The organism is Anabaena catenula FACHB-362 (genome assembly GCF_014698735.1).
Taxonomy (GTDB): Bacteria; Cyanobacteriota; Cyanobacteriia; order Cyanobacteriales; family Nostocaceae; genus Anabaena; species Anabaena variabilis_A.
In genome coordinates this window covers 57882-81569 of sequence record NZ_JACJTQ010000012.1, presented here as the reverse complement: position 1 = coordinate 81569, position 23688 = coordinate 57882, and the positions used below count along the sequence as shown (strand labels likewise).

The 23688-nt window shown below is 38.6% G+C and carries 13 protein-coding genes and 2 CRISPR repeat arrays (1 of these 15 cut by a window edge); of the genes, 3 read left to right on the top strand and 10 right to left on the bottom strand.

Features of this window, described 5'->3' with window-relative positions:
- A CRISPR array of direct repeats spans positions 1-3159; the repeat unit is 37 nt; unit sequence GTTTCCAATTATGCGTCCCCACATGGTTAGTGGAGAC; it reaches 321 nt to the left of the window's first position.
- Positions 3160-3503: 344 nt separating this feature from the next.
- The 6 genes from H6G68_RS10225 to H6G68_RS10200 all read right to left on the bottom strand — a co-directional run bounded on the left by H6G68_RS10225 (position 3504) and on the right by H6G68_RS10200 (position 11822).
- A complete protein-coding gene (locus H6G68_RS10225; protein WP_190906550.1) occupies positions 3504-5288 on the bottom strand; it encodes a hypothetical protein in 1785 nt (594 codons plus the stop codon).
- Between the two features lie 96 nt (positions 5289-5384).
- Positions 5385-7439, bottom strand: coding sequence for an RAMP superfamily CRISPR-associated protein (locus H6G68_RS10220; protein ID WP_190906549.1), 2055 nt, complete (start codon positions 7437-7439; stop codon positions 5385-5387).
- Positions 7440-7528: 89 nt separating this feature from the next.
- Positions 7529-8023, bottom strand: coding sequence for a hypothetical protein (locus H6G68_RS10215; protein WP_190906548.1), 495 nt, complete (start codon positions 8021-8023; stop codon positions 7529-7531).
- Between the two features lie 57 nt (positions 8024-8080).
- The gene (locus H6G68_RS10210; RefSeq protein ID WP_190906547.1) at positions 8081-8989 is read right to left on the bottom strand and encodes an RAMP superfamily CRISPR-associated protein; all 909 of its coding nucleotides are present in this window, start codon (positions 8987-8989) and stop codon (positions 8081-8083) included.
- Positions 8990-9000: 11 nt separating this feature from the next.
- Complete coding sequence (locus tag H6G68_RS10205) at positions 9001-10041, bottom strand: type III-B CRISPR module-associated Cmr3 family protein (protein ID WP_190906546.1); 1041 nt, start codon at positions 10039-10041, stop codon at positions 9001-9003.
- Positions 10008-11822 carry a Cas10/Cmr2 second palm domain-containing protein gene (locus H6G68_RS10200; protein WP_190906545.1) on the bottom strand — a complete coding sequence of 605 codons (1815 nt, stop codon included), beginning with the start codon at positions 11820-11822 and terminating at the stop codon, positions 10008-10010. The genes H6G68_RS10205 and H6G68_RS10200 overlap by 34 nt, the downstream gene beginning before the upstream one ends.
- A gap of 399 nt (positions 11823-12221) precedes the next feature.
- Here H6G68_RS10200 and H6G68_RS10195 point away from each other — a divergent pair, with 399 nt between their 5' ends.
- The gene (locus H6G68_RS10195) at positions 12222-13094 is read left to right on the top strand and encodes an Rpn family recombination-promoting nuclease/putative transposase (protein WP_190906544.1); all 873 of its coding nucleotides are present in this window, start codon (positions 12222-12224) and stop codon (positions 13092-13094) included.
- Between the two features lie 81 nt (positions 13095-13175).
- Here the strand turns inward: H6G68_RS10195 and H6G68_RS10190 are convergent, their stop codons facing one another.
- Positions 13176-13535 (bottom strand): hypothetical protein, encoded by a 360-nt coding sequence (locus H6G68_RS10190; protein ID WP_190906543.1) that lies wholly within the window; start codon positions 13533-13535, stop codon positions 13176-13178.
- A gap of 45 nt (positions 13536-13580) precedes the next feature.
- Positions 13581-16491: a CRISPR direct-repeat array (repeat unit 36 nt; unit sequence GTTTCCAATTATTCCGAATTAACCCAATCGGTGGGG).
- 397 nt (positions 16492-16888) lie between these two features.
- Here H6G68_RS10190 and H6G68_RS10185 point away from each other — a divergent pair.
- Positions 16889-19015: an AAA family ATPase gene (locus H6G68_RS10185; RefSeq protein WP_190906542.1), complete on the top strand. Its 2127-nt coding sequence runs from the start codon at positions 16889-16891 to the stop codon at positions 19013-19015.
- A gap of 475 nt (positions 19016-19490) precedes the next feature.
- Here H6G68_RS10185 and H6G68_RS10180 read toward each other — a convergent pair whose 3' ends face one another.
- Positions 19491-21206 (bottom strand): sensor histidine kinase, encoded by a 1716-nt coding sequence (locus tag H6G68_RS10180; RefSeq protein ID WP_242045213.1) that lies wholly within the window; start codon positions 21204-21206, stop codon positions 19491-19493.
- Entirely contained in the window at positions 21203-22258 is a 1056-nt protein-coding gene (locus H6G68_RS10175; protein ID WP_190906541.1) for an ABC transporter substrate-binding protein, read from the bottom strand. The genes H6G68_RS10180 and H6G68_RS10175 overlap by 4 nt, the downstream gene beginning before the upstream one ends.
- A 25-nt stretch (positions 22259-22283) precedes the next feature.
- On the opposite strand from H6G68_RS10175, the gene H6G68_RS10170 reads away from it, so the two are divergent.
- The gene (locus H6G68_RS10170) at positions 22284-22421 is read left to right on the top strand and encodes a hypothetical protein (RefSeq protein WP_190906540.1); all 138 of its coding nucleotides are present in this window, start codon (positions 22284-22286) and stop codon (positions 22419-22421) included.
- Between the two features lie 567 nt (positions 22422-22988).
- Here the strand turns inward: H6G68_RS10170 and H6G68_RS10165 are convergent.
- Complete coding sequence (locus H6G68_RS10165; RefSeq protein WP_190906539.1) at positions 22989-23234, bottom strand: hypothetical protein; 246 nt, start codon at positions 23232-23234, stop codon at positions 22989-22991.
- Positions 23235-23688: the final 454 nt, after the last annotated feature.

Sequence of the window (23688 nt, the reverse complement as noted above, 5' to 3'; positions counted from 1 at the left end):
ATGGTTAGTGGAGACCTGTAGAGATATACGAGACAAAAATTACTGGCATTAGTTTCCAATTATGCGTCCCCACATGGTTAGTGGAGACTTGTCTGTATTACACGGTTTTCTACCAAGACGTTAGTTTCCAATTATGCGTCCCCACATGGTTAGTGGAGACCTTCAAATGAAGCAAATCTATTTCTTGATGAAATGTTTCCAATTATGCGTCCCCACATGGTTAGTGGAGACATTTCAAGTAGTGCAATTGGCTGGTTTATGGCTGATAAGCAAGTTTCCAATTATGCGTCCCCACATGGTTAGTGGAGACTTTTGCCCATGATTGTCGTAAATCAAAATACTATGATAAGCAAGTTTCCAATTATGCGTCCCCACATGGTTAGTGGAGACATTAATAAAACATCTGTTATAGATAGTTCCATACAGAGACGTTTCCAATTATGCGTCCCCACATGGTTAGTGGAGACTTAATACCTGCTTTCGCTTGCTTTCTATTATCTCGTTTCCAATTATGCGTCCCCACATGGTTAGTGGAGACTAACGCAGATTTAGCAGTACAAGAAGATATTGCACGTTTCCAATTATGCGTCCCCACATGGTTAGTGGAGACCTAATACGATTAGCGAGTTATTGACGATAGCCCCTTTTGTAAGTTTCCAATTATGCGTCCCCACATGGTTAGTGGAGACTGATAATTGCTTTAAAAATTTCTGGGAAGAAATTGTTTGCGTTTCCAATTATGCGTCCCCACATGGTTAGTGGAGACCCGTGACACTGGCTACCTCTTCAATCAGTTACAAAATGCTGTTTCCAATTATGCGTCCCCACATGGTTAGTGGAGACCTGCTTTTACTTTCGGTAGTGCTGGTGCTGGTGTTGTTTCCAATTATGCGTCCCCACATGGTTAGTGGAGACACTGATGATGACAAGCCAATAAGGAAAATGACAGGTTTCCAATTATGCGTCCCCACATGGTTAGTGGAGACGAGAGAGAGTGCGTTGATGACACAAACCGAATTAGCGAAGTTTCCAATTATGCGTCCCCACATGGTTAGTGGAGACTGCCGAATCTGGGAAAGTTTCCTATTTTAAAGGTGAGAAGTTTCCAATTATGCGTCCCCACATGGTTAGTGGAGACACCAGCACCTGCGACTCCTGCACCTGTTCCTCCCCCCCGTTTCCAATTATGCGTCCCCACATGGTTAGTGGAGACTTCAGTTGAATACCGTGCAGATTTAGATAAGAGAAAGTTTCCAATTATGCGTCCCCACATGGTTAGTGGAGACTGGCTTTGCCAGGAAGTTATACATAAAATGCAAGAATCTCGTTTCCAATTATGCGTCCCCACATGGTTAGTGGAGACTAAAAGCTGGTTTACAAGAAGCACTGGCTGAATCGTTTCCAATTATGCGTCCCCACATGGTTAGTGGAGACGCAAAGAATAAAAGAAGCATTGTTAAGTGAGGTGCTGTTTCCAATTATGCGTCCCCACATGGTTAGTGGAGACAGACCGTTGAGTTATCGCTCTCCCCACAAGCGATCGCCGTTTCCAATTATGCGTCCCCACATGGTTAGTGGAGACGGAGCAGAAAGTATCTGGAGAAGTTCAGCCTATTGTTTCCAATTATGCGTCCCCACATGGTTAGTGGAGACTAGAGAATGGTCTAATCATGCGATCGCGCAAATCACTAGTTTCCAATTATGCGTCCCCACATGGTTAGTGGAGACAAGATTAGCTTCCCAAGCTAATCGCAGATACATCAAAAATTTGTTTCCAATTATGCGTCCCCACATGGTTAGTGGAGACTATTCATTGCCTGCTACCGCCCAATCAGATTTATAGTCCGTTTCCAATTATGCGTCCCCACATGGTTAGTGGAGACTGCGTCACAGACTTAAAGAAAGTCCCAGAGGGATGGGGTTTCCAATTATGCGTCCCCACATGGTTAGTGGAGACTTGCATCTGTGCAGGTCAAGGGCGAGCCTAATTTTTTGTTTCCAATTATGCGTCCCCACATGGTTAGTGGAGACTTAGCCCTTGTGGGTAAAAGAAATTCCGATGCGGAGTTTCCAATTATGCGTCCCCACATGGTTAGTGGAGACACTTTCTAGATAATTGTTCTTAATGGCATCGACAATGTGTTTCCAATTATGCGTCCCCACATGGTTAGTGGAGACAATGCGACAGTAGGAAGGGATGGGTAGATGCCTATAGAGGTTTCCAATTATGCGTCCCCACATGGTTAGTGGAGACCCAATCCCATTATTCCTACAAAGCTTATGGTTAGCGTAAGTATGTTTCCAATTATGCGTCCCCACATGGTTAGTGGAGACGTGAACGAAGTTTTCTGCGGCGTATTCAATGCAGTTTCCAATTATGCGTCCCCACATGGTTAGTGGAGACCTACATGGGAACCCCTACGCAGAACTTCCATTCCTTGGTTTCCAATTATGCGTCCCCACATGGTTAGTGGAGACTATTTTCCCGTCGCTTAATACTGAAATAGCGCTACAAGTTTCCAATTATGCGTCCCCACATGGTTAGTGGAGACATTGGGAATTTTATGTTTGTTGGCCAGTTTGATTAATGTCGGTTTCCAATTATGCGTCCCCACATGGTTAGTGGAGACTTCAGCATCCACTTCTAAGTCCCTCCCATCTTTCCCCGGGTTTCCAATTATGCGTCCCCACATGGTTAGTGGAGACTTGACCAAAACTCAACTATTAGCCCTAGCTGATTACATCATCGGTTTCCAATTATGCGTCCCCACATGGTTAGTGGAGACTTTGCTTTAAATATCACGGGCAAGATATCAGCCGGTTTCCAATTATGCGTCCCCACATGGTTAGTGGAGACCCAGGCAGAATAATCATTCTGCCATCGGAGGGAAAATGTTTCCAATTATGCGTCCCCACATGGTTAGTGGAGACAAGCAGAAGCAATGACCAAGTCGTGGGGCGATAAAGGTAATCGTTTCCAATTATGCGTCCCCACATGGTTAGTGGAGACCGGTGTGATCATTCCTCTGTTTGTTGCAGATATCCAAGTTTCCAATTATGCGTCCCCACATGGTTAGTGGAGACACTTTGCAGGGCGGCAGACATTGAAGCCGCATTGCGTAGTTTCCAATTATGCGTCCCCACATGGTTAGTGGAGACTGCGGGTGTCGGTAAGACTTGATATACAAGGCTTTGGACACCCATTTGCGCGGATGAAACTTAAAAGTACCGTTTGAGCGATCGCTTGTCAAGTCCTCCCTTAATGAAAAATGCCTCAAACCCTTTGCTGGCATAGATTACAGACTTTGCGCGAGCCTCTTTTTTCCTAAAGACCTCCAAAGCCATAGCTGATAAGCCTTTAGAGGTTATATAACAAGCGTTCGATAAATACACCCCCTGGGTCGCGCAGTTTTAGGTAGTGTTTTAAGTGATGTCGTTAGCGCTGCATAAAAATATAGTGGAATATGATGAGCGATCAATCGCGTAGTATATCATTGTGTAACTCAGCTTTGTTCGTCTAAACTATCAGCTATTTTACTGAGCTTTTGCTGCAATTTACCAGTCACAAAAGGCATTTCTAGCAATTTCATAATATGCAAAAATCTTTGTCTTACATATTGTTCATAGGCATTTTTAACATTACAGTTTTTAATATACTGATTGTAATCATTCATGAATTTTTGAAAATCATCATCACCTTGATATTGCTTCTTTTTATCCTCTGGGTAACCAAGTAAATATTTAATTGCGTCATCATCTTTCATGCCACGTAAATTATGCATTAGTTGATTTCGTAAATCATCTTCACGATTCTTATAATAACTGCATGACCAAATAAGATTCTCCCATAACTTTTTTTTGAATTTTGTTTTATCTGTTTTATCAATTTCTAAATCAGGTCTCAGCTTCTGCAACCACTCTATCATCGCAAAGTTTTCATTTGTCTTAAACTTTAACTCATTAGGAACTTGTTTCTTATATCTAGAATCTATTTGACCATTGCTGTTAGGAAATTTAAGTTTGATCAAAATCTCTATTTTTATTTGGTCTAATGGTTGATTTGTAGATAACTTAAGTTTTTTTCTCAATTCTGATTCTGAGAGCAAATATAAACCTTCATTATCCCATTTCAAAAATTCAGATACAGAAAATCCTTGATGTGTATCAGCAAGTTTAGAAGCTTCATTAAGAATTGCCGTCTTTAAGAAAGTTTCTTGTGCTGCTGCAAGTAAAGTAATTCCTTGGAGATAGTTTTTTTGATTTAGAAAAAACCCAATTAAATCTAAACTATCAACTATTCGCTGGCTAGCATTTGGGATTTCAAAATCTTCTTTACTATCTCTCTCTATACTATGCAAGTTGAAAAAACTCACCATTTTTTCCAACTCATTTATCCTTGAATGTGAAATTCCCTCCACATCCTGAATAATTTTAAGTGCTGCACCGGGGAATCCACTAATAATAAGTTGTTTAGCTTTTTCAATTTGAAGACTACGCCGATATTCTGATTGTTTATTGTCAACTTCCTCAGATTGGTTTTGGAGTACAGATTGAGATTCTGATTCAAACTTTACTTCTTCTGCTTCCGATTTTGATTCTTTATTGTACGCTATATTATAATATTGATTACTTAAAACAAATTTGACTTTTTCAAATTTATTTAAACTAACAAATTGTACGGCTGATGAAATCGCTGGTGTTCCCGCTTGGTGACTTACATATATCTCTGGATTATTAATATTAATCTCGTTAAAAACATTTTTAACTAGTAATAAAGTCTCATTCCAATGGTCTAAACCTTTTCCTGAGTCTGGTTGTAAATATAAAAAATCACGTTCGGGATCAAATTGCGAAGTCAGGATATCTTTAAACTTATCTTGAAAATACCAAGTTAATATTGGTTTAAGAGTACATGTATCTTGCCAATATGGACAATAATCTTTATCTCTCTGTTGATTTTGAAATATCCGCTGCTGGTCGCTTAAAAGTACAATTATTCTATCTAATTTGGTCTTTTTTTTAAAATACTGACAATAGGTATCTAAAAGAGGAAATTCTAAATCTGATACATAATTATTTATTTTATCTTCATATACTATACCTAATACTCTAGAAGGTGCAGGATATAGCTTTGTCACTTTATCCTTTTCAACGCTGATAAAAATGTCGCGTTCGTAACTGATCTCAGTATTACCCTTTTCTAAAAGCTCGCAATAAAAAGGTTCCCAATTTTTATTATTTTTCAGTTGAATATCGCTATTTCCAGTCGTGACAATCCAAGTCTTCATAATTCCTGTTTTTTGACTATTACTGAGATGTTTTTAGAAAAATAGATTTGTGATGCGATCGATTATCTGAAAATCAGATATTATTGCGACTATTATCTAGAATATTCGTTTAAATCCATAGTCAGCATTTAAGCTTTCTTCGTCTAAAAACTGCAAAAACTTTTTAGTCTCTTGAGATTCATCTGGAAAGATAGTCAATAATTCGATAAAGTTTTCTTCTGTGGAAATATCGCCATTTTCAGAACTAATAAAATTTGGGTACATACGATGCCAAATTCTTCCAGTCTTTCCAGTTTTTCCCACACTTCCGGCTAAAACATGAGGATTTCTGATTTTATCTTGACCTCTATATTCACGATGTAACCAATCAATGGCAATACTTTCTCCATCTTCTGCTATTCGTCCCCAAACCTGTACTTTAGGTGAATACCAAGCTTCACGCCATTTTTGGATCTCAATATCACCAGTCTCGATACCTGGATTAGTCGTTTGATTGTTTGGATTTTGTGGACGTTTGGGTGGTTCTATCAAACCTTTATTTTTCATCGGATTGGAGGGTTTTTTAAGTGGAATCTGAGATGGTTCTGTAGAGGTATTAATCTGTTTATTACTTTCATAATTTACTAGTTGTTTTTCCGGTATCCATGTACGCAGTAAATTACGAGTGTGGTTAATAAACTTAGTAATATCATCTAATTCACGAATAGGATAAAAAACTTTATTGTCGAGAAATTCCCAATGACAACCAATAATCTGTCTTTTATAGTTTGGATAAAACTTTTTATGACAAATTCTTCGCCATGATTTACCAAAACCACCAAACATCATCGAAAATTGGATTAGAACTGTAGCTATTTCTCGTAACCTTTTTTCCTTTGTATCATCAATTTGGCGATGCATACAAAATATTTTTAATACTCCTTTGGGCAATTTATAAAATCTTGAATCTGTTCTATCTAGTACTGTTGATGAATCAAAGTCAAAATTAACCCCCAGTAATCCGACAATCGAACCATCACCAGCAAAACCACCCCATAATTCTCTGGTAATTTCTTTGGCAGTTCCTTCATTAGTTAACCCACCCAATAAACGTAGAGTATGACCTCGTAGAGCAGCTTTAAACATATTTGGTCTAAATTCTTTCGTGCGATCTATTAATTGGGATGTTCCCCCCTGTCCTTTCAAATTAACTTCTAATAACAGATTATTTCTACTAATTTCTGTTTTACTTTCTTGCTCAATTTCTCTAAAATAGCCATAACCAGAACTAACCCGCGAACCAAGTCCCATTGCTAAAGTTTTTTTCCAAATCTTGCCAATTTCTTGCCATTCATCTTCCGATAATTCTTCTATGCTGGAAATCCCAAATTTCAATTTCACTTCATGCAAAGATATCTGAGCTTTTGCTCCATCTTTTAAGTCATCGCTAATTACCTGCTTTTCATCTTGACGGTGAATAATGTCAACTAATCCTTCTATCCAACCAAATCCATTTTTCCCATCTATCTCAATTGGATATGCACCATGAAACCGCAAAATTCCTGGTTTACTACTCCCGTCAGCTAATTTTTCTCCACAATACCTATTTGCTTGTTTCACATTAATACAAGCGCGTCTAAAAGCACCTTTCATGCTTGCACCAGGAAAATAAGGAAACCCCTTAGCATTAATTACCGGACGAATTACAGTTTCATCTTGTCCGCTATTGGAAACTAAGCGCCAACTAATAGTGTATTCCCAAGTTTTTACCTTTGAGCCAAATTTAGGGAATTGAAAAGGTTGCTCTTGGGATGGAGTAGAAGATGAAGTTGGAGAAATTTCTGGGTTGTTTACTCGATTAGGACGTGCAAAAGTTAAATTATTTGGATTAGGACGTGCTGTTGAACTGTGATTTTGACGATTCTGATTTTGGAATTTTTGAGGACTGTGTTGAGAACGAAGTTGTGGACGGGGTACAGGTGAAGAATTAGCTGGATTTTCATTGGTGGAATTATCATTTGTGGTCAAAAGATTTTTTGGAAAAGCTTTTTTCCATTCATTTACCCATTTATGAGCATCTTGATGTATTCCTTTGTTTTTATCTACATGATGAAGTTGACTACGACTATTAATTTGTGCGCGAAACATCATCGGGACATTATCTTGATTCATTTTGATTTACCTAATTATTTATTATTCAGATAAGAGACATCATTCAAATACACAATCTATAGATGGAGTAAAAACACATAATCTTTATATTATTTTTGCTTCTCCTTTTTCTCCGACTTTTTATAGCGTTGCGTCCACCAAATTAAACTATCACAAAATTGAGTTAAAATAGCTAAGGCTACTCTTTGATGCTCGGCTGGAAAACGCTTTTTATCCCACAGCTTATTTGCCATGTCTTGAATGTCTTCAGTCTCAAAATTTCCGTCGCGATCGCGACGAATAGATTCACCATTACGAATATATTTTTTCTGATCATCGGGAATATTGGGTTCTGGAACTTGGATACCAGCAATTTTCATGATTTTGATTAACTCTTTCCAAGTGTCCAACCAAAATTTTCCTTTCTCATAATCATCTTCTCTATCCCGTTTACCCATCAAGCGCAAATGTTCTCCCCAAAATCGCTCTAAACCGTAAGTTGCTGTCACGCGCATTTTATGGGATTCATTTAAAACATCTTTGTCTCGATATTTAATGATAATTTCTTGCGCTCTTCTATCTAAATCGTAGGAATTCCAAGCCATAATTCACCTTTCCTATTTTCTCACTAACGAATGAAAACATCTACGCGCTATGAAAAATTATGATTGTTTTTTTGATTCAATAATTTCTACTTTTACATAGCAGTGACCAAAACCAATCGATTCCAATCCACCTAGATACATTTCACCTTCCATTTTTCCTTCAATGGGTTTCCAAGTTTTAGGGGGATTCTTTTCATCAGGTTTAATAGCAATAGGAAATGCTAAAATAGTCCCTTCCGGTAAAGCTTCAGTATTAAAAAATTGTCCTTGCTTTGCTTTTTTCTCTTTATCATCTAAAGCCACACGACTTTGACGATATAAAGCCATATCGTGAATCATTGCCATGTCATTATCATCAACAACAACAGCAGGTAATTTTTTTTGTTCTCCATTTTCGTCTAATGGAAACCATGCTGATAAATCTTTTTGAGTTTCTAATTCTAAGAAACCAAGATTAAAAAAGAGAAATTTCTTATCTTTGTATTCTTCATCTTGAGATATTAAGGCTTTTCCCCATAATTCCTTAGAAGCTGTATAGGGTTCGGGTGGTTTTATCTCTTTACTTAACTGAGCAACACGATGATATCTTTTCAATAAACTTGGGCAACTCACCCAAACAATAGGTTGTCCTGGACAAAACACTGGCAACCAAACAATTGAAGCGTGTTCTAATTTAATTAAAGCTTCGCTAGTGCTATCTTGTTCACCATGTTTTGATTCTTTTCCATACCAAATTTCTTCATTTATAGCTGATGAAACTTCTGTTGTTTTTTCTAGTTCTAAATTTTTTCGGTATTGACGCATATCTGCACGCAACCGTCCACGAATTGAACTACCAATAATCAATCCAGTTTGGGTAAATTGGTCACGGAAAATCAAGTTTAAATTACCATTTTCTTCCCCTGCGGTAGCACCAACGTGAACGGGTGCTAAAGTTTCAATAATACCGTAAGCTTTCTGATACATTAAGTAACTCCTTATTGTTTTTGTTCTCTTGATTCAATAGCTAAATCAGAAATGTTAATTGGGAGACACAAACCGCAACCCATGCGTTTTAAGCTAAATCCTTCTTCAGGAAACCAAGTATCAGGAAATTGACTCCAAGATAATTCGAGCGGTTTTTCTAAAACGTATACACTACCGGAAGGAACTGCATAACGTCCTCGTCCAAGTCTTCCTGCGGTACTGTAGCGAAAGGGGATAGCTTTATCTGTTAATAGTTGAGGATTATTGGTGTTGATGGGGAAATTGGGATCTTGGGGAAAGCGAAAAGAAAAACGTGTAGAACCCCAAACAGCAGGTGTTATTAATGCCAAAGCTCGTTGAATAGGTTCTTGCAATAGCTGAATAAAGTTATCATTTTTGATTTCCTGAGTTTCTATTTCAACCAGATGTTTTTCACCTCCAAATCGATACCAACCATCAGCTAATTTATGACTCGAAAGATATATTAAACAGGTATCTTCTTGCATTTGCACAGCATTTTCAAGAAATAATCCTTTTTCTTTTAAGGTATGACGTTCTTCATCTTTCATTTTGGGATGGAGAATAGGTAGATATTGCCAAGGAGCATTTGCACATCTAGGATTGTCATATCTCCAAGAATTAATACTCTGCCATGTAAAAGCTGGCTCTAGTTTATCTTCATCTTCTTGATATGTTTTTTTTCGTTGCCAATCTCCATTATTTCCTAATATCCATTCATCTATTTCTTGCTCTTTATCAATGATATAATGCCAAGGAATCGGCACATAAAAATTTTGTTCTTGTCCTGATTTAGCCCAAAATGCGCCAGCAACATAAAGGTTTTGTTTTAAATCTTTGTAGTATTCATCTTTTTTTACTTGACTAATATCGGTTCGACTCTTATTTGCGCCAAAAAATAATCCGGATACAGTTGCCGCACCTGGCGGAAATTTTTCACCAGAACGACCAACTAAATTTTCTGGTGAGAGGAAAGCACCCGCACTTCCATATAATAAGCCTAGCGGTCTGATGATAATAAGGTATTTGAACATAAGTACCAACCAATTATAATTAAATTCTCAATCCAATTAATCATCTTTTGTGCGACTTTATAATCATCTTCATCCTCTTTGGCACCAACAATAAAATTCTCATTTTGATTTAAGACTTGACTCCATTTTTGTTTTTCCTTTTTCTGTGATTCACTAACATATTCTGAAAAATACATATCCACAAAACTAAGTAAAGCTCGACGATTTTGAATGATCAAACCTTTTTTTTTGCTGTCAATTATGCGGTTTTCAAGATTATCTAAACGACGGTTTTCTGCGAGTCCGAAAGCGTGACGGGCTTTGAGTTGGGCTAAATCGCTGTATATATGCGTCCAATTCGGTTCGTGTTTACTGTCCCGACCTTTGCGTTCCCATTCTGGATAGGTGTTACCTTTTCTGTCTGTATACTCTTTCAAAATATGTAAATATTTCCACGGACAAGTCCATTCCACATACTGTCCACTATTAAATACGATTCTAATGGTCACGCGATCGCGTTTTAAACTTTTGGCTGTATCCTGTGCTTGACGACAATGTTGCAACACATCTCGTTGGGGAACACTCCCTGCAACCCAGACAAAACCAACGCTGACATTTATATCTTGTTTATGTTCGTGCCATTTATCATTTAATGTCATTAACCATTCCAATGCAGTCAATCCCAGAATTGGTTTTCTGACATTTTTACTATAAATTACCCCTAAAAAATCATCTCCACCAGCGTAAATTACTCTGCCTAATTTTTGCTTTGGTAAGTATCCATAAAAATCCTTACCCCAATTACGTAATTCTATAGTCAATTCTCGCAGATTATCTTCTGCTTTTTCACTATTGGCTAGTTTTTTCAACTTTTTACCAACTTCATCTCCATCTCCCATAAACCAACCAGTCCACTGTCCAGGTTGAGTTTCAGTCGGTTTGCGACGAATTTCTTTAAATCCTTGGGGTAATTGCCCGAAAGAAAAATTATTTCCTCCAATTTTTATTCCTATATCTTTCCTGACATCCTCACAAGTTACCAGACGTTTGACTAATTCAGGAATACTCAATTGTTCGTTTAGCGCAATAAATTTACCTTCTACTTGATATTGTTCGGAAATATTTTCTTCTTCTGCTAATTCTTCTGTTTCTGTTTCTGCTTCTTCTTCCTGAGAATTTTGTCTGTTTTCAGTTATGTATGCTAAATCTTCATAAAACTTTCCGATATAACCTTGTTCCGAGCGATATGTTAAATCTTTAGGGTTACGATTTTCTCCACCTAATCCTGGAAATGCAATTCCATCTGTACCCGTCAAACTCGAACTTTCCCCAATCCAATTAATTGCAGTCCAATCACGAGAAAGCTTGCGAGTTTCCAAGTCTTCCATTGCATTTGCAATAGAATTACCCCGACCCCAAAAGATTTCCCAAGTATAGTTTCCCCAATGTCTCCACTCACGTTCCCATTCATATTTATAATCGGATAATTCTATCTCGATCCAGTTACGACAAACTGCAAGTATATCCTTCCAAGCTGTTAATAATATCTCCCGTCCTGTATCTTCGGGAAAATGACCGTTTATAAGGATGCGGTTCGGCATTCCTTTTTGTAAATTAATATTTGCAGGGGAAATTACTGTAGTTTCTGGAGGTTTATGTGCTGCTATCACTATCTGTTGACTGAGGTAAGACAAAATTAATGACGCACCATATAAGTCCCTCAACTTCCGTGATTTTTCGATAAATCCCTGCACCGGTGCAAAGGTAATAGCAGTGTATATGTCTTTTGTTTCATCAGCCATACTCTTACTTCAACACGTAAACAACTTTTACAACAATGTCTGGCACTAGAAAATCGTATAATGAACAACTTAAATGCTACTCAAAATAACTGATTTTCTTTATTATCTATGTAACAATACGTAAAGAAAAAGTAACAAATTAAAAAGAACTGGTGATCCCCTTACTTGTTATTTTTCAACTTAACGCTCATATTACTAAGTGTTGCAGAGACGACCTGAGTTGCAACCTCCTTTCATGCGAATGACGAAAAATATCACACCAAAAATCTACTGTAGGGTGCGTCAGACTGCATAAATCTAGTAAATAAACAGATTTTTCATATCTGACGCACCTGACCAATGTGTCAGTTGATTAAGTCCTGTTATGATAAATCCCTAGACAAAAGTGCATCTTGGAAAATGCCAAAACCAGCAGATACCAGCACAAAAAAACTAATTAGCCTTGCCCCTGATAATTGGGTACGATGGGTAACGGATATTCCTAATATCAAAGCCCATGAAATTTTATCGGGGGAATTTCAATGGATAAGTAGAGAAAGTGATGTATTAATCCGTGCCACAAGTCCAGAATATGGAGAATTTCTCGTATTAAATGAACTGCAACTGCGCTACAATACCAAAATGCCTCGACGAATGCGTTGTTATGCTGCACTTGCAGAAGAAAAATATGAATTACCGACTTACCCGGTATTAATTAATATTTTGCCAACTAGCGATGTAGAAATACCTACGAGATTTGCATCAAATCTTGCCGGATTAACAGCAACCCAAGATTACCGCGTGATTAATTTGTGGGAAGTTGATGTGAATATTCCCTTTCAACAATCTCTGCCTTCATTACTTCCCTTTGTCCCCATTCTTAAAGGAGGAGGAAATGAGTCTACAATTAGGGAAGCATTGCAAATCTTACGACAAGATCAAGAATTAAATCAACTGGAGACGGTTCTAGCCTTTTTTGCTACCTTTGTATTAGAAAGTGCGTTAGTGAAAGATATCATGAGGTGGGATATGGCAGTTTTACGACAGTCACCTTGGTATGAAGAAATACTAAAAGAAGGAGAAGCACGGGGAGAAGCACGGGGAGAAGCACGGGGAGAAGTGCAGGGAATCATATCAAGTATACAAATGAGTTTGGAAGCGAAGTTTGGTAATGAGGCTTTGGAATTAATGCCTCAAATTTCTCAGATTAATGATTTGGAACAATTACAAGGAATTTTGCGAACTGTAGTTTTAGCCCATAATTTTGAGGAATTACGGCAAAGTTTTTCATGATTTTTCGTAAATCAATAGCTATTTTAAAAAATAATAAGCCTTCATATTGATGAGGGCTTTTTTGTTTCCAATTATTCCCAATTAATCCAAAGGTTGGTTTTTTTTATCAAATTCTACTTCTGTAAGTCCTCGAAAGTCTATTATATTAATGCCGCCTTTATTATTTGTTACTATAGAACCAACTGTAACAACTTCTTCTTGGGTAGATTTTAAGCTATTAAAAACTAAGTATTTCGCAACATAGAAGGGAGTTTTCAGGAAACAATTGTTATCCACAAAACTATTGTGCTTTACGTGATTACTCTTCCAGGTAATGCTAACTGTGGAAAAATTGTCTTTGGTGCAGTATATTCGCACTTCTTGAGTTTTTTCTTCTTCTAGTAATGCTGAACAAGAACAAGATAAATAAATAACAGCAAAAAAGAAAATTAAACGCATCATTTTTTGATTTTCTAATTACAGTTCAGTTTACTAATTTCTAAATAAGTTTCCAATTATTCCGAATTAACCCAATCGGTGGGGATGCTGAACTTCATCGTTGGCAAACTACTGATCAAAGTTTCCAATTATTCCGAATTAACCCAATCGGTGGGGACGGAAATACAAACACATTCGGAATCTATTTGTTTCCAATTATTCCGAATTAACCCAATCGGTGGGGTAGAATTAGTTCAAATCCAATTTGCTCTTTTGGTTTTTATCGTGTTTCCAATTATTCCGAATTAACCCAATCGGTGGGGTGTTGCTGAAGGATTTTCCTTATCTCAAGCTAAAGTTTCCAATTATTCCGAATTAACCCAATCGGTGGGGAAAAAGTTGAAAAAAAAGAAGAAGCCTCCATCCGTTTCCAATTATTCCGAATTAACCCAATCGGTGGGGTAATGGAGATACTAACACATCTAACTCTAACTCTAACTGTTTCCAATTATTCCGAATTAACCCAATCGGTGGGGGAAAAAAGCAAGTTATGAGCAATTGGAAGCCATAAAGGTTTCCAATTATTCCGAATTAACCCAATCGGTGGGGACAGAACACAATAAATAAAAATGAATGCAAAGGAGAATAGTTTCCAATTATTCCGAATTAACCCAATCGGTGGGGGACATGAAAAGTATGTTCTTAAAAGTCACCTTAAGTTTCCAATTATTCCGAATTAACCCAATCGGTGGGGCGTTTAGAAGTTTTCGGCGCAACCCATGAGCGCCCCTACAACGTTTCCAATTATTCCGAATTAACCCAATCGGTGGGGCTAACTTTACAAGTTCTGTTTTAAGTTCACTGGAACCTAAACGTTTCCAATTATTCCGAATTAACCCAATCGGTGGGGTTGAAAATTGCCCAACAGGTTCTTCCAAACCTTGCGTTTCCAATTATTCCGAATTAACCCAATCGGTGGGGTGACAGAAAATTCCCCGTTGGAACTTCTGAAGCTAATATTCGTTTCCAATTATTCCGAATTAACCCAATCGGTGGGGGTGAACAACACAACAACAGAAGAAAAAAGAAAAGCTTTAGCGTTTCCAATTATTCCGAATTAACCCAATCGGTGGGGTTAAAGGTTTTGGAATCATTAGTCCAAAGCAATACACGAAAGTTTCCAATTATTCCGAATTAACCCAATCGGTGGGGTGTAAATTTATTGTGGAATTTTCTTAATGGAAAATGTTTCCAATTATTCCGAATTAACCCAATCGGTGGGGTCAGGGTTTCTTTCTGGTATAAAAGATGGAACAATTTTGTTTCCAATTATTCCGAATTAACCCAATCGGTGGGGGGTTCATTAAATGCGTTAACTTGCCCTAATGGGCTAAGTCTAGTCGTTTCCAATTATTCCGAATTAACCCAATCGGTGGGGAAGGTTCTCGAAACCCTTGTTTAAGAACGCCTAAAGTTTCCAATTATTCCGAATTAACCCAATCGGTGGGGATGTTCATTTACGCCCAATTTTTTTGAGGTAACTCAAAGTTTCCAATTATTCCGAATTAACCCAATCGGTGGGGGCTCTGTTAGCCACCAATTAGGAAACGGAAACACATCGTTTCCAATTATTCCGAATTAACCCAATCGGTGGGGTTGCGCTGAAAAATAGCAGTGGCAGTGGAAATACTTTCGTTTCCAATTATTCCGAATTAACCCAATCGGTGGGGTTGCTGGTATGGGAGGTAGCAAAAATGCTGCCCCCACTGTTTCCAATTATTCCGAATTAACCCAATCGGTGGGGCTGGTTCTGGATCATCTGGTTCTGGATCATCTGGTTCTGGAGTTTCCAATTATTCCGAATTAACCCAATCGGTGGGGATTCAATAATTCTTTTGCTGACAAAATTAATACCTTTCGTTTCCAATTATTCCGAATTAACCCAATCGGTGGGGCAGAGTACACCGTGGCAGTTAAAAACTTCGGACAATTTTGTTTCCAATTATTCCGAATTAACCCAATCGGTGGGGTTGACCCAGGTGACCTGCAAATATCCGAGTTACAATACAATGTTTCCAATTATTCCGAATTAACCCAATCGGTGGGGTATCAGGAAGAAAAAAGACCTTAAATAAGTTAGCTGCTGCTGTTTCCAATTATTCCGAATTAACCCAATCGGTGGGGTCGTCATTTCAGTGTGCTAAGGGAAAATATGTCAACGTTTCCAATTATTCCGAATTAACCCAATCGGTGGAGGTAAAATGCCCAGTTGGTGCTAAAGCTCAGAACTTTTTGTTTCCAATTATTCCGAATTAACCCAATCGGTGGGGTCAAACAGATTTTGAGCTTAAACCGAGAAATCGCCAGTTTCCAATTATTCCGAATTAACCCAATCGGTGGGGTTGTTTCGATACAAAGCGCATAGGTGAACAAAGTGTTTCCAATTATTCCGAATTAACCCAATCGGTGGGGCAGGGGTTAGTAACGCGCAAATCCTTACTGAAATTGTTTCCAATTATTCCGAATTAACCCAATCGGTGGGGAAAAGATCCGCAGTTTGGCTCAGTAAGTCTTGGCGTTTTGTTTCCAATTATTCCGAATTAACCCAATCGGTGGGGAAAGCCGCAGCCCACTGTGGCACCAAGTCCAAAACCAACGTTTCCAATTATTCCGAATTAACCCAATCGGTGGGGGTTACAATTTGGATAAAAGTCGTGACTAAACGTTTCCAATTATTCCGAATTAACCCAATCGGTGGGGGTGTTCATACAACAATAATGCTGGTGGAACTGGAAGTTTCCAATTATTCCGAATTAACCCAATCGGTGGGGGAGATATCAGGAGTTGCTTTCTCGGAAAAAACAATACAAAGTTTCCAATTATTCCGAATTAACCCAATCGGTGGGGAACTGGCGACCAAAACACCTACATCGCTCCAATAAACGTTTCCAATTATTCCGAATTAACCCAATCGGTGGGGAGTTCGTCTAGCAGCCCTTACCCAGTAAGAGTTTCAGACCGCAAATCGACACACCTCTAAAAAAGATTGTACACCCAGCCGAAAAATTAATCAAACACATACCTCAAACCCTTACACAGTAAGCAATCGACACAGGTCAACGAAAGAATAGGGGTTTGGGCGATTTGGCGAGGTGTGTCGATAGTCATGATACAAAAACCTCCTAACATAGCCTCAAACCTAGATACAGAAAGACTTTGATAGAATCTTAGTTTGACATAATATCTTCTTGGTCATTCGCACTGGCAATGTAAAATTATCATTTATACCCAATTAAGATTAAACACATACCTCAAATATTTAACTTGATTTGCATATTTAAATAAATTAGTAAAATCACTATAAAATTATACCTTATATGTCAACGTCCCGACGCAAAACTCAACAGGCAGCTAAAACCGACTCCAAAACAATCATCGCTCATTTTCTCATCGGTACACCAGGAAGCGGTAAATCTACCTTTGCAAAACTCCTATCCAGCCTGGGAAATTGCGAAATTATCTCCACTGATGAAATCCGCCAAGAACTATATGGTGACGCGACAATTCAAGGGGAATGGCACACAATTGAAGCCACTGCCATTAACCGTATTTGTACTGCATTTAGATTATCTAAAAGTGTTATCTACGACGCTACTAATTGTAAGCGTTCCTTTCGCATGGACTTTTTACTCAAAGTCAAAACCCAACTTGGACAATGGGAGTTACCCCAACTCCACTGGATTGGTTGGTACTTAAAAACTCCTTTGGAAATTTGCATTCAGTGGAATCAACAACGCCAACGCCAAGTTCCTCCAGATATTATTGAGTGTATGTATCAAATGCTGCAAGACTTCCCGCCAATTAATGGGGAAGGATTCGCCGCCATCAATAAAATTGATGTTACTGCACCCAATTTTTCTTTACATGAAATTGATAAATTAATTACAAATGTTCACAGTAAAATTGCTAATTGCCAAAATCGTTATGCCAACATCACACCCCATCGTTATAGTCATTTATTAGATTTTGAGCGTTTGATATATTTGATATTCTTAATTATTAACTATCCGGGAATTGGAGAATTTCATCTAAGTCAACCTAAATCATTAGAAAATATTTTGGGTTATCTTCCTAATGTTACCAATTCTCTAGAAGAAATTACTACTATTATGGCTAAACTGCGGGGTGTGGTTTATGCAAATAAAGATGCGATAGCGGATGATTTACAATGGCTGGAAACTCAAGGAATTATCCATACTACTTTCCCTGTAATTAGTCAAAATACTCAAGATTTTAAAAGTGATGAATTGATATCTTTAAGTGGATTCCACTCTTACTCAGATAAACAAGTTTTTGAGCGGTTAATTGGCACGATTCGCTTTATTATCCACTACCCTTTTTTAGCTGACATGGGTGTAGGTAGTTTGAATACTTTAATTCGCTCTCTTGCACAAGCTGGAGTAATTAACAACCATCGTCAACAAAAAGCTACAATTCGTAAAGATATTGAAAAAGTTTTAAAACCTTATAAAATATTACCTGAGTTTCCCATGCGTCACGGTTATTTTGCTGGTACAGGCATTCTTTCTAAACCAGAATTAATCAAAGTTTTTGATATTATTCAATCCCAAGCCAATAGTTTAAATGACCCCCAAGCTTTAGCAATCTATGAAATGTTTAAGCAACGATTGTTACAAACACATACTATTGAAAATACGGAAAATATATATCCAGTGAGAGCGATCGCCAATAGCTCTATCATAGACCCCAAGCATCTCCATAGTAGCGCCTTAAGTAATAATCTCACTCAGTTGGAAACAGCAATTGTCGAAGGAAGGCTGTTGGAGTTACAACGGTTTGCAGGTGTGGGTAGATACGAAGGGGATGAAAAAAACTTTTTCTTAGCCTATCCATTGCAAATGGTTTTTTCTAACTTTGCTTGGTACTTGGGTTATGAGTGCGTAAGTGGTGAAACTTCTGGTTTATTGCGTTTTGAACGTCTGGATAGACTGTGTTTAGGTAGACCGCAAAGCCAACAACGCAACGGAGAATCACAGGAAAAGGCACTACAAAAGTTACAGCAATTATTTAAATCTGGTGCGGGGATGTACTTAGGAAATAGCAGCATTGACCAACAACAATTTCTCAGTACAGATCAACAAGAACGAATGCAAGTCTGCGTGACGGTGGAACTGTGGTTTAGCGATCGCATTTATCCCTTTATTACCGAGGGGACAAAACGGTTCGCACAGATGAAAATGTCTCCACCAATTCAGAAGACAACGAGTAATTTACCCAAGTCGCTATTTTGTTTGGATAGAACAAGCGATCGCTATTTCCCCCATCGTTTTCAAGCAATATTTCCTAAATGGACATTAGATGATTTTGATTTGCAAAGATGGATTGTTGGGTTTGGTGGAGGTGTGAAGGTCATCACTCCAGAAGATTTGGTAGAGAGGGTAAAGACAATAGGTGAAGAAATTATGGTGAATTATACAAATTAATGCTGAAAAAGTCTTTTCGTGAGGGCTAGGAGTCAGGAGTCAGGAGGAAGAATCAGAAGCAGCTAAGAATAGTCTCGAAGAAAGAAAAATTGATAGCGTAAGCGCTGACTTGTCAGTTCGGTTTTTGATGGGTTGAATGTCTATTCCTGGCACCATTCTCGCCTTTCATCTTCCTCAATCCCTTGATTTATCTAGGTTTTCGTTTTATATGGCTAACGGCACGCTCCGCGAACAGCAAGCCCTAAGTAAGTCGGCGGGGAAATTTATAATCATGTATAGCAGGAGTCAGGAGTCAGGAGTCAGGAGTAAAACCCTCTTGTAGTGAGAGTTTCATTATCAATTGATGTCCTAACCACCCTGTCCACGGCTATAACAAAAAAATAAGCTTTTATCCCACTTTGATGAAAGCACCCGAAGAAAGCTTAAGAATAATCCAAAAATTATCGCATAACTTCGTAACATTTGGCTGAATCAATTAGCCATTCTTATCTTGTTGATAAATAGGAATTTTAATAACAAACTCAGTTCCTGCACCATTTATAGAAAAACATTCCAAAAAGCCCCTATGTCTTTCAGTAATAATTTGATAACTAATTGACATTCCCATTCCCGTTCCCTTCCCAACCGATTTGGTGGTGAAGAAGGGATTAAAAATCTGTTTTTGAATGTTTTCTGGCATTCCTAGACCGTTATCAGCGATCGCAATTTTTACCCAATCTGAATCGATTAACGAAGTATGAATGGTAATTTTTGGAAGTAGCGGCTCCTTGAGCATTCTCTCTTCTAAAGTATCAATGGCATTGCTGAGAATATTCATAAACACCTGATTAATTTGTCCAGCGTAACATTCTAGTAAAGGTAATTTGCTATAGTTTTTGATAACTTGAATAGCTGGACGGTTTGGTTGTTCTTTAAGACGATGTTGCAAAATCATCAACGTACTATCGATACCCTCGTGAATCTCCACAGCCTTGAATTCAGCTTCATCCAGACGGGAAAAAGTACGTAACGATAGCACAATTTCGCGGATACGGTGAGTACCAACTTTCATAGAACCGAGGATTTTTGGTAAATCTTCTTGGATGTACATTAGATCAATTTTTTCAGATAAAGCCTGAAATTCAGGATTCATCTTTAAATGTTCTTGATATAAGTGAATTACCCGCAGTAAGTCTTGGGCATAATCCTCAAGATGGCTAAGATTACCGTGGATAAAATTGACAGGATTATTGATTTCATGGGCAACTCCAGCCACCAACTGTCCCAGACTGGACATTTTTTCATTTTGCACGAGTTGAATTTGAGCCTGTTGCAATTCCTGTAATGTTCGTTCTAATTGTTCAGATTTACTTCGTTCTCTAGCTTCACTTTCCCGCAATATTTCTTCCACCTTTTGACGCTGGGTAATCTCAGTTTTGAGTTGTTCATGAGCTTGTAGTTGCTCAAAGACAGCCTGAAATGTATTTGCTAAAAACTGAATTTCATTGGCAGGTATTTTTTCCGGCATAGAGAAGGTAGCTGTTTCTTTACTAATAGCTACCGCCTGGTTCAAAATATTCAGGGGACGCAAAACATTTTTCCGAATCAGTACCCACATCAACCACAAAATAATCACAATCCCCGACAGCAATGTGAGCGTAGAAGTAAGAAAAGCTCTGCCAGCTTGGGCTTTCATTTGTCTCAAGTCTACAATAGCGATCGCTAACCCCCGTCGTCCGGAAGTCCCAAACAGAACACTGCTAAAAGGCAAGATTTGCACCAATACTGGTTTTTTATCCAACACTATCTCATAAGCAGTGGCAATGCCCGTATTCGCAGACTGGTGAACGCCTAATCGCAATTCTGGATGTTTTTCTGTATATAAACGCTTTTGGCTTCCTTGACTATCTGCCAAAATGATTCCATCTCCGTTAACAATGGTAATCTCGATGATGGCGGGTAAAGTTGCATAGTTCTGAATAATTCGCCGTAAAATATGACGTTGCTCGACTTCTAACAGTCCTTCACTGGCAAATTCAATCGATTGCGTAATTATTTGAGCGCGTGTGCGGACTTGTTTTTCCAGGTCTGATTGGATCAACTGATAATTAATCCACAGGGTTCCTAACCCAACAGTTGCCAGGGACAAACCACAGCTAAAGAGAAGTTGCTGTGATAGATTGTGTGTACGTAACCAGGATAATCCCCTCAAGATTTCCAACCCTCAATTGCAGTCGTAATCAGTTCCCGATTGATTTCCAGATCCTGACGTGGCAATCTCCCTGCTCTTTTGTCGGACTGTAGCAACTGACTCATCTGTTCCAGTCCTTGCTGCAAGCGACCTTGGTCTTGAAACATCCGTTTTTGCATTGGGATGTCACCTTTTTTTAAACCAGCATAATCACTGGCAAAAGAGGCTGGTGATTGTTTGAGAAGTTCAGCAACTTTTTCATAAACTTCTGCTGGCTTTGTCTGGACTGCATACATGATATCTAACCAGGCAGACAAAAACTGAATTAGTTCTGTTTTTTTAGCCTGGACGTTTGCTTTACGAGTCAGCAGTGTATCAATTACCAGGCTGTCTAATTCTTGAGTTGTATAAATAATATTTCCCTGAGCTTTCTTCGCTGTCTCACCTAAAAGTGGTTGCCAGATCACGGCCGCATCAAGCAGTTTTTTTTCTACCAGTTGAGCCGCTGTTTCATTAGCAATATCTGCTATTTGTACATCGGTCGGTAACATTTTGTGTTGCTGGAGGGCTTCCAACAGAATTAAATGGTTAACCGTACCCAGTTTGGCTCCAACTCGCTTACCTTTCAAATCTTTGACCGTTTTGATGGGGGCTTGGGCAACAATACCATCAGCCCCATAGGAAATATTGGTGACAAGTACAATCACGGGTTTATCGTCTCCCGCATCGACCTGTACTGCATCCCAAAGAGCCACAAATGCGGCATCTAGTGCGCCTCGCATGACTGCCCTGGAAGAATCTTGCTGATTTTCAAACCGGACTAGATTTACATCCAAACCCCGACCCTTGAAGATGTTGGTGGCTTTGGCATAGAGAACAATGTCAAATCCAGGCCAGGTAGTGATACCTATCGTTAGTGGTTGTAGTTGGGTTTTGGGAATCAGGAAGCAACTATGCAATATTAAACTGAGACATAAAGTCACACCAAACATGACACCGAGGGATTTTTGCACTTGTTGTCTAATGTCAAAGATATTAGTTAAAGCAGAAACACAGGCAAAAATTCCAGGCATTTGAAGTATCAATTGCAAAACAGCCTTGCCAAGCAATGCCTACGGCGTATCTTTCCGGGGAATTAAGCTACGCGTAGCCTCTGTCTACGACACGCTCCGGGAACGTAGAGAAGAGAGCGGAGCGATCGCACTCACTTTGCCCATAAGAGAATTGCCATTGTGATAATTATATAGCAATATGAAACCATTTCTGATTAAATACGGAGATAAAAATCCTTGGTTGACAAGCATTACAGGCTTGATTATTTGTCACGTATCATTTAGGACTGCGATGGAGTCAATTGTAGAAAGAATCGCCTCAAAGCTGCAATAAGTACCTCAGCAAAATTAATTATACATTTTGTCAAAAACTAAAAATCTCTGTATTCCTTTTGCTGTTGCCTATTCCCTATTTGTTGCTGCTTGCAATCATAAACCCTCCGGTTCGCAAACAAGAAAATTTCTGGCTCACATTAATTGCAATTAAGAATGTGTTGTGGCTCACATTAATTGTAAATTGGCTTGCAATTATAAATAATGTCTTGTTTGTAAGCCGGAGCATTTATGATTGCGAGCCACAACACTTAGCGTACAAAACACCTTTTTTGGCACGGTGATGCCAGGGTGGGTGAGAAATTTGAAAACATCTTTCTCTCACACCCGCCCCGTCACCAGAGCAACTTGTCTACAAAACCGGATGGGAGATTTTCGACCTCATCTGACTTCTCTACACGGAGGCTACTTGAATGCCTTAGACTGCTGCATTTAGAACTTCTGGAGGTACTTCATTGCGCCCATATACATCACAACCTTTGGAGCCTCTGTACCAGCTATTACCATTGTAGTTGGTGACATATCGGTTTTGAGGACACGCGTAGAAAACAAGGGGACCTTGTCCTCCGCTAATTACTTCAACAGCTTTATTATCTAATTCTTCAAGTAAATTAGAGTCATTCAACCCAATAAACAAACTAGATGTAATAATTTGATCTGACATGATTATTAACCTCACTTACAAAACTAGGCGAGTCACCACCTTAGTACCCAAAATTAAGCATTGTTTGTCAGGAATTTATTAATCACAAGGCAGAAACTACACTCTATCTATGGGTTGAAATGAGCAACCGATGCTGTTGGTGAAGTCAAAATTAGACCTACCGATAGACCTTGTTCAGGTTCTCTATAGCTAAAGCACTGAGACTATGCTCACCAATCCTTTATCTGGTGTTGAAATCGCTGTAAAACTAATCTTGGAGCCAATTAGGGTTTGCTGAAAAAGTCTTTCCGTTAGGGGTTAGGAGTCAGGAGTCAGGAGTCAGGAGTCAGGAGGAAGAATTAGAAGCAGCTTTTGAATAGTTGCTTTGGCGGAAAAGTGATAAGTTTTTGATGGGTAAAATGTCTATTCCTTGCACCAACTTAACCTTTTTTACCCCTGAATCCCTTGATTTATC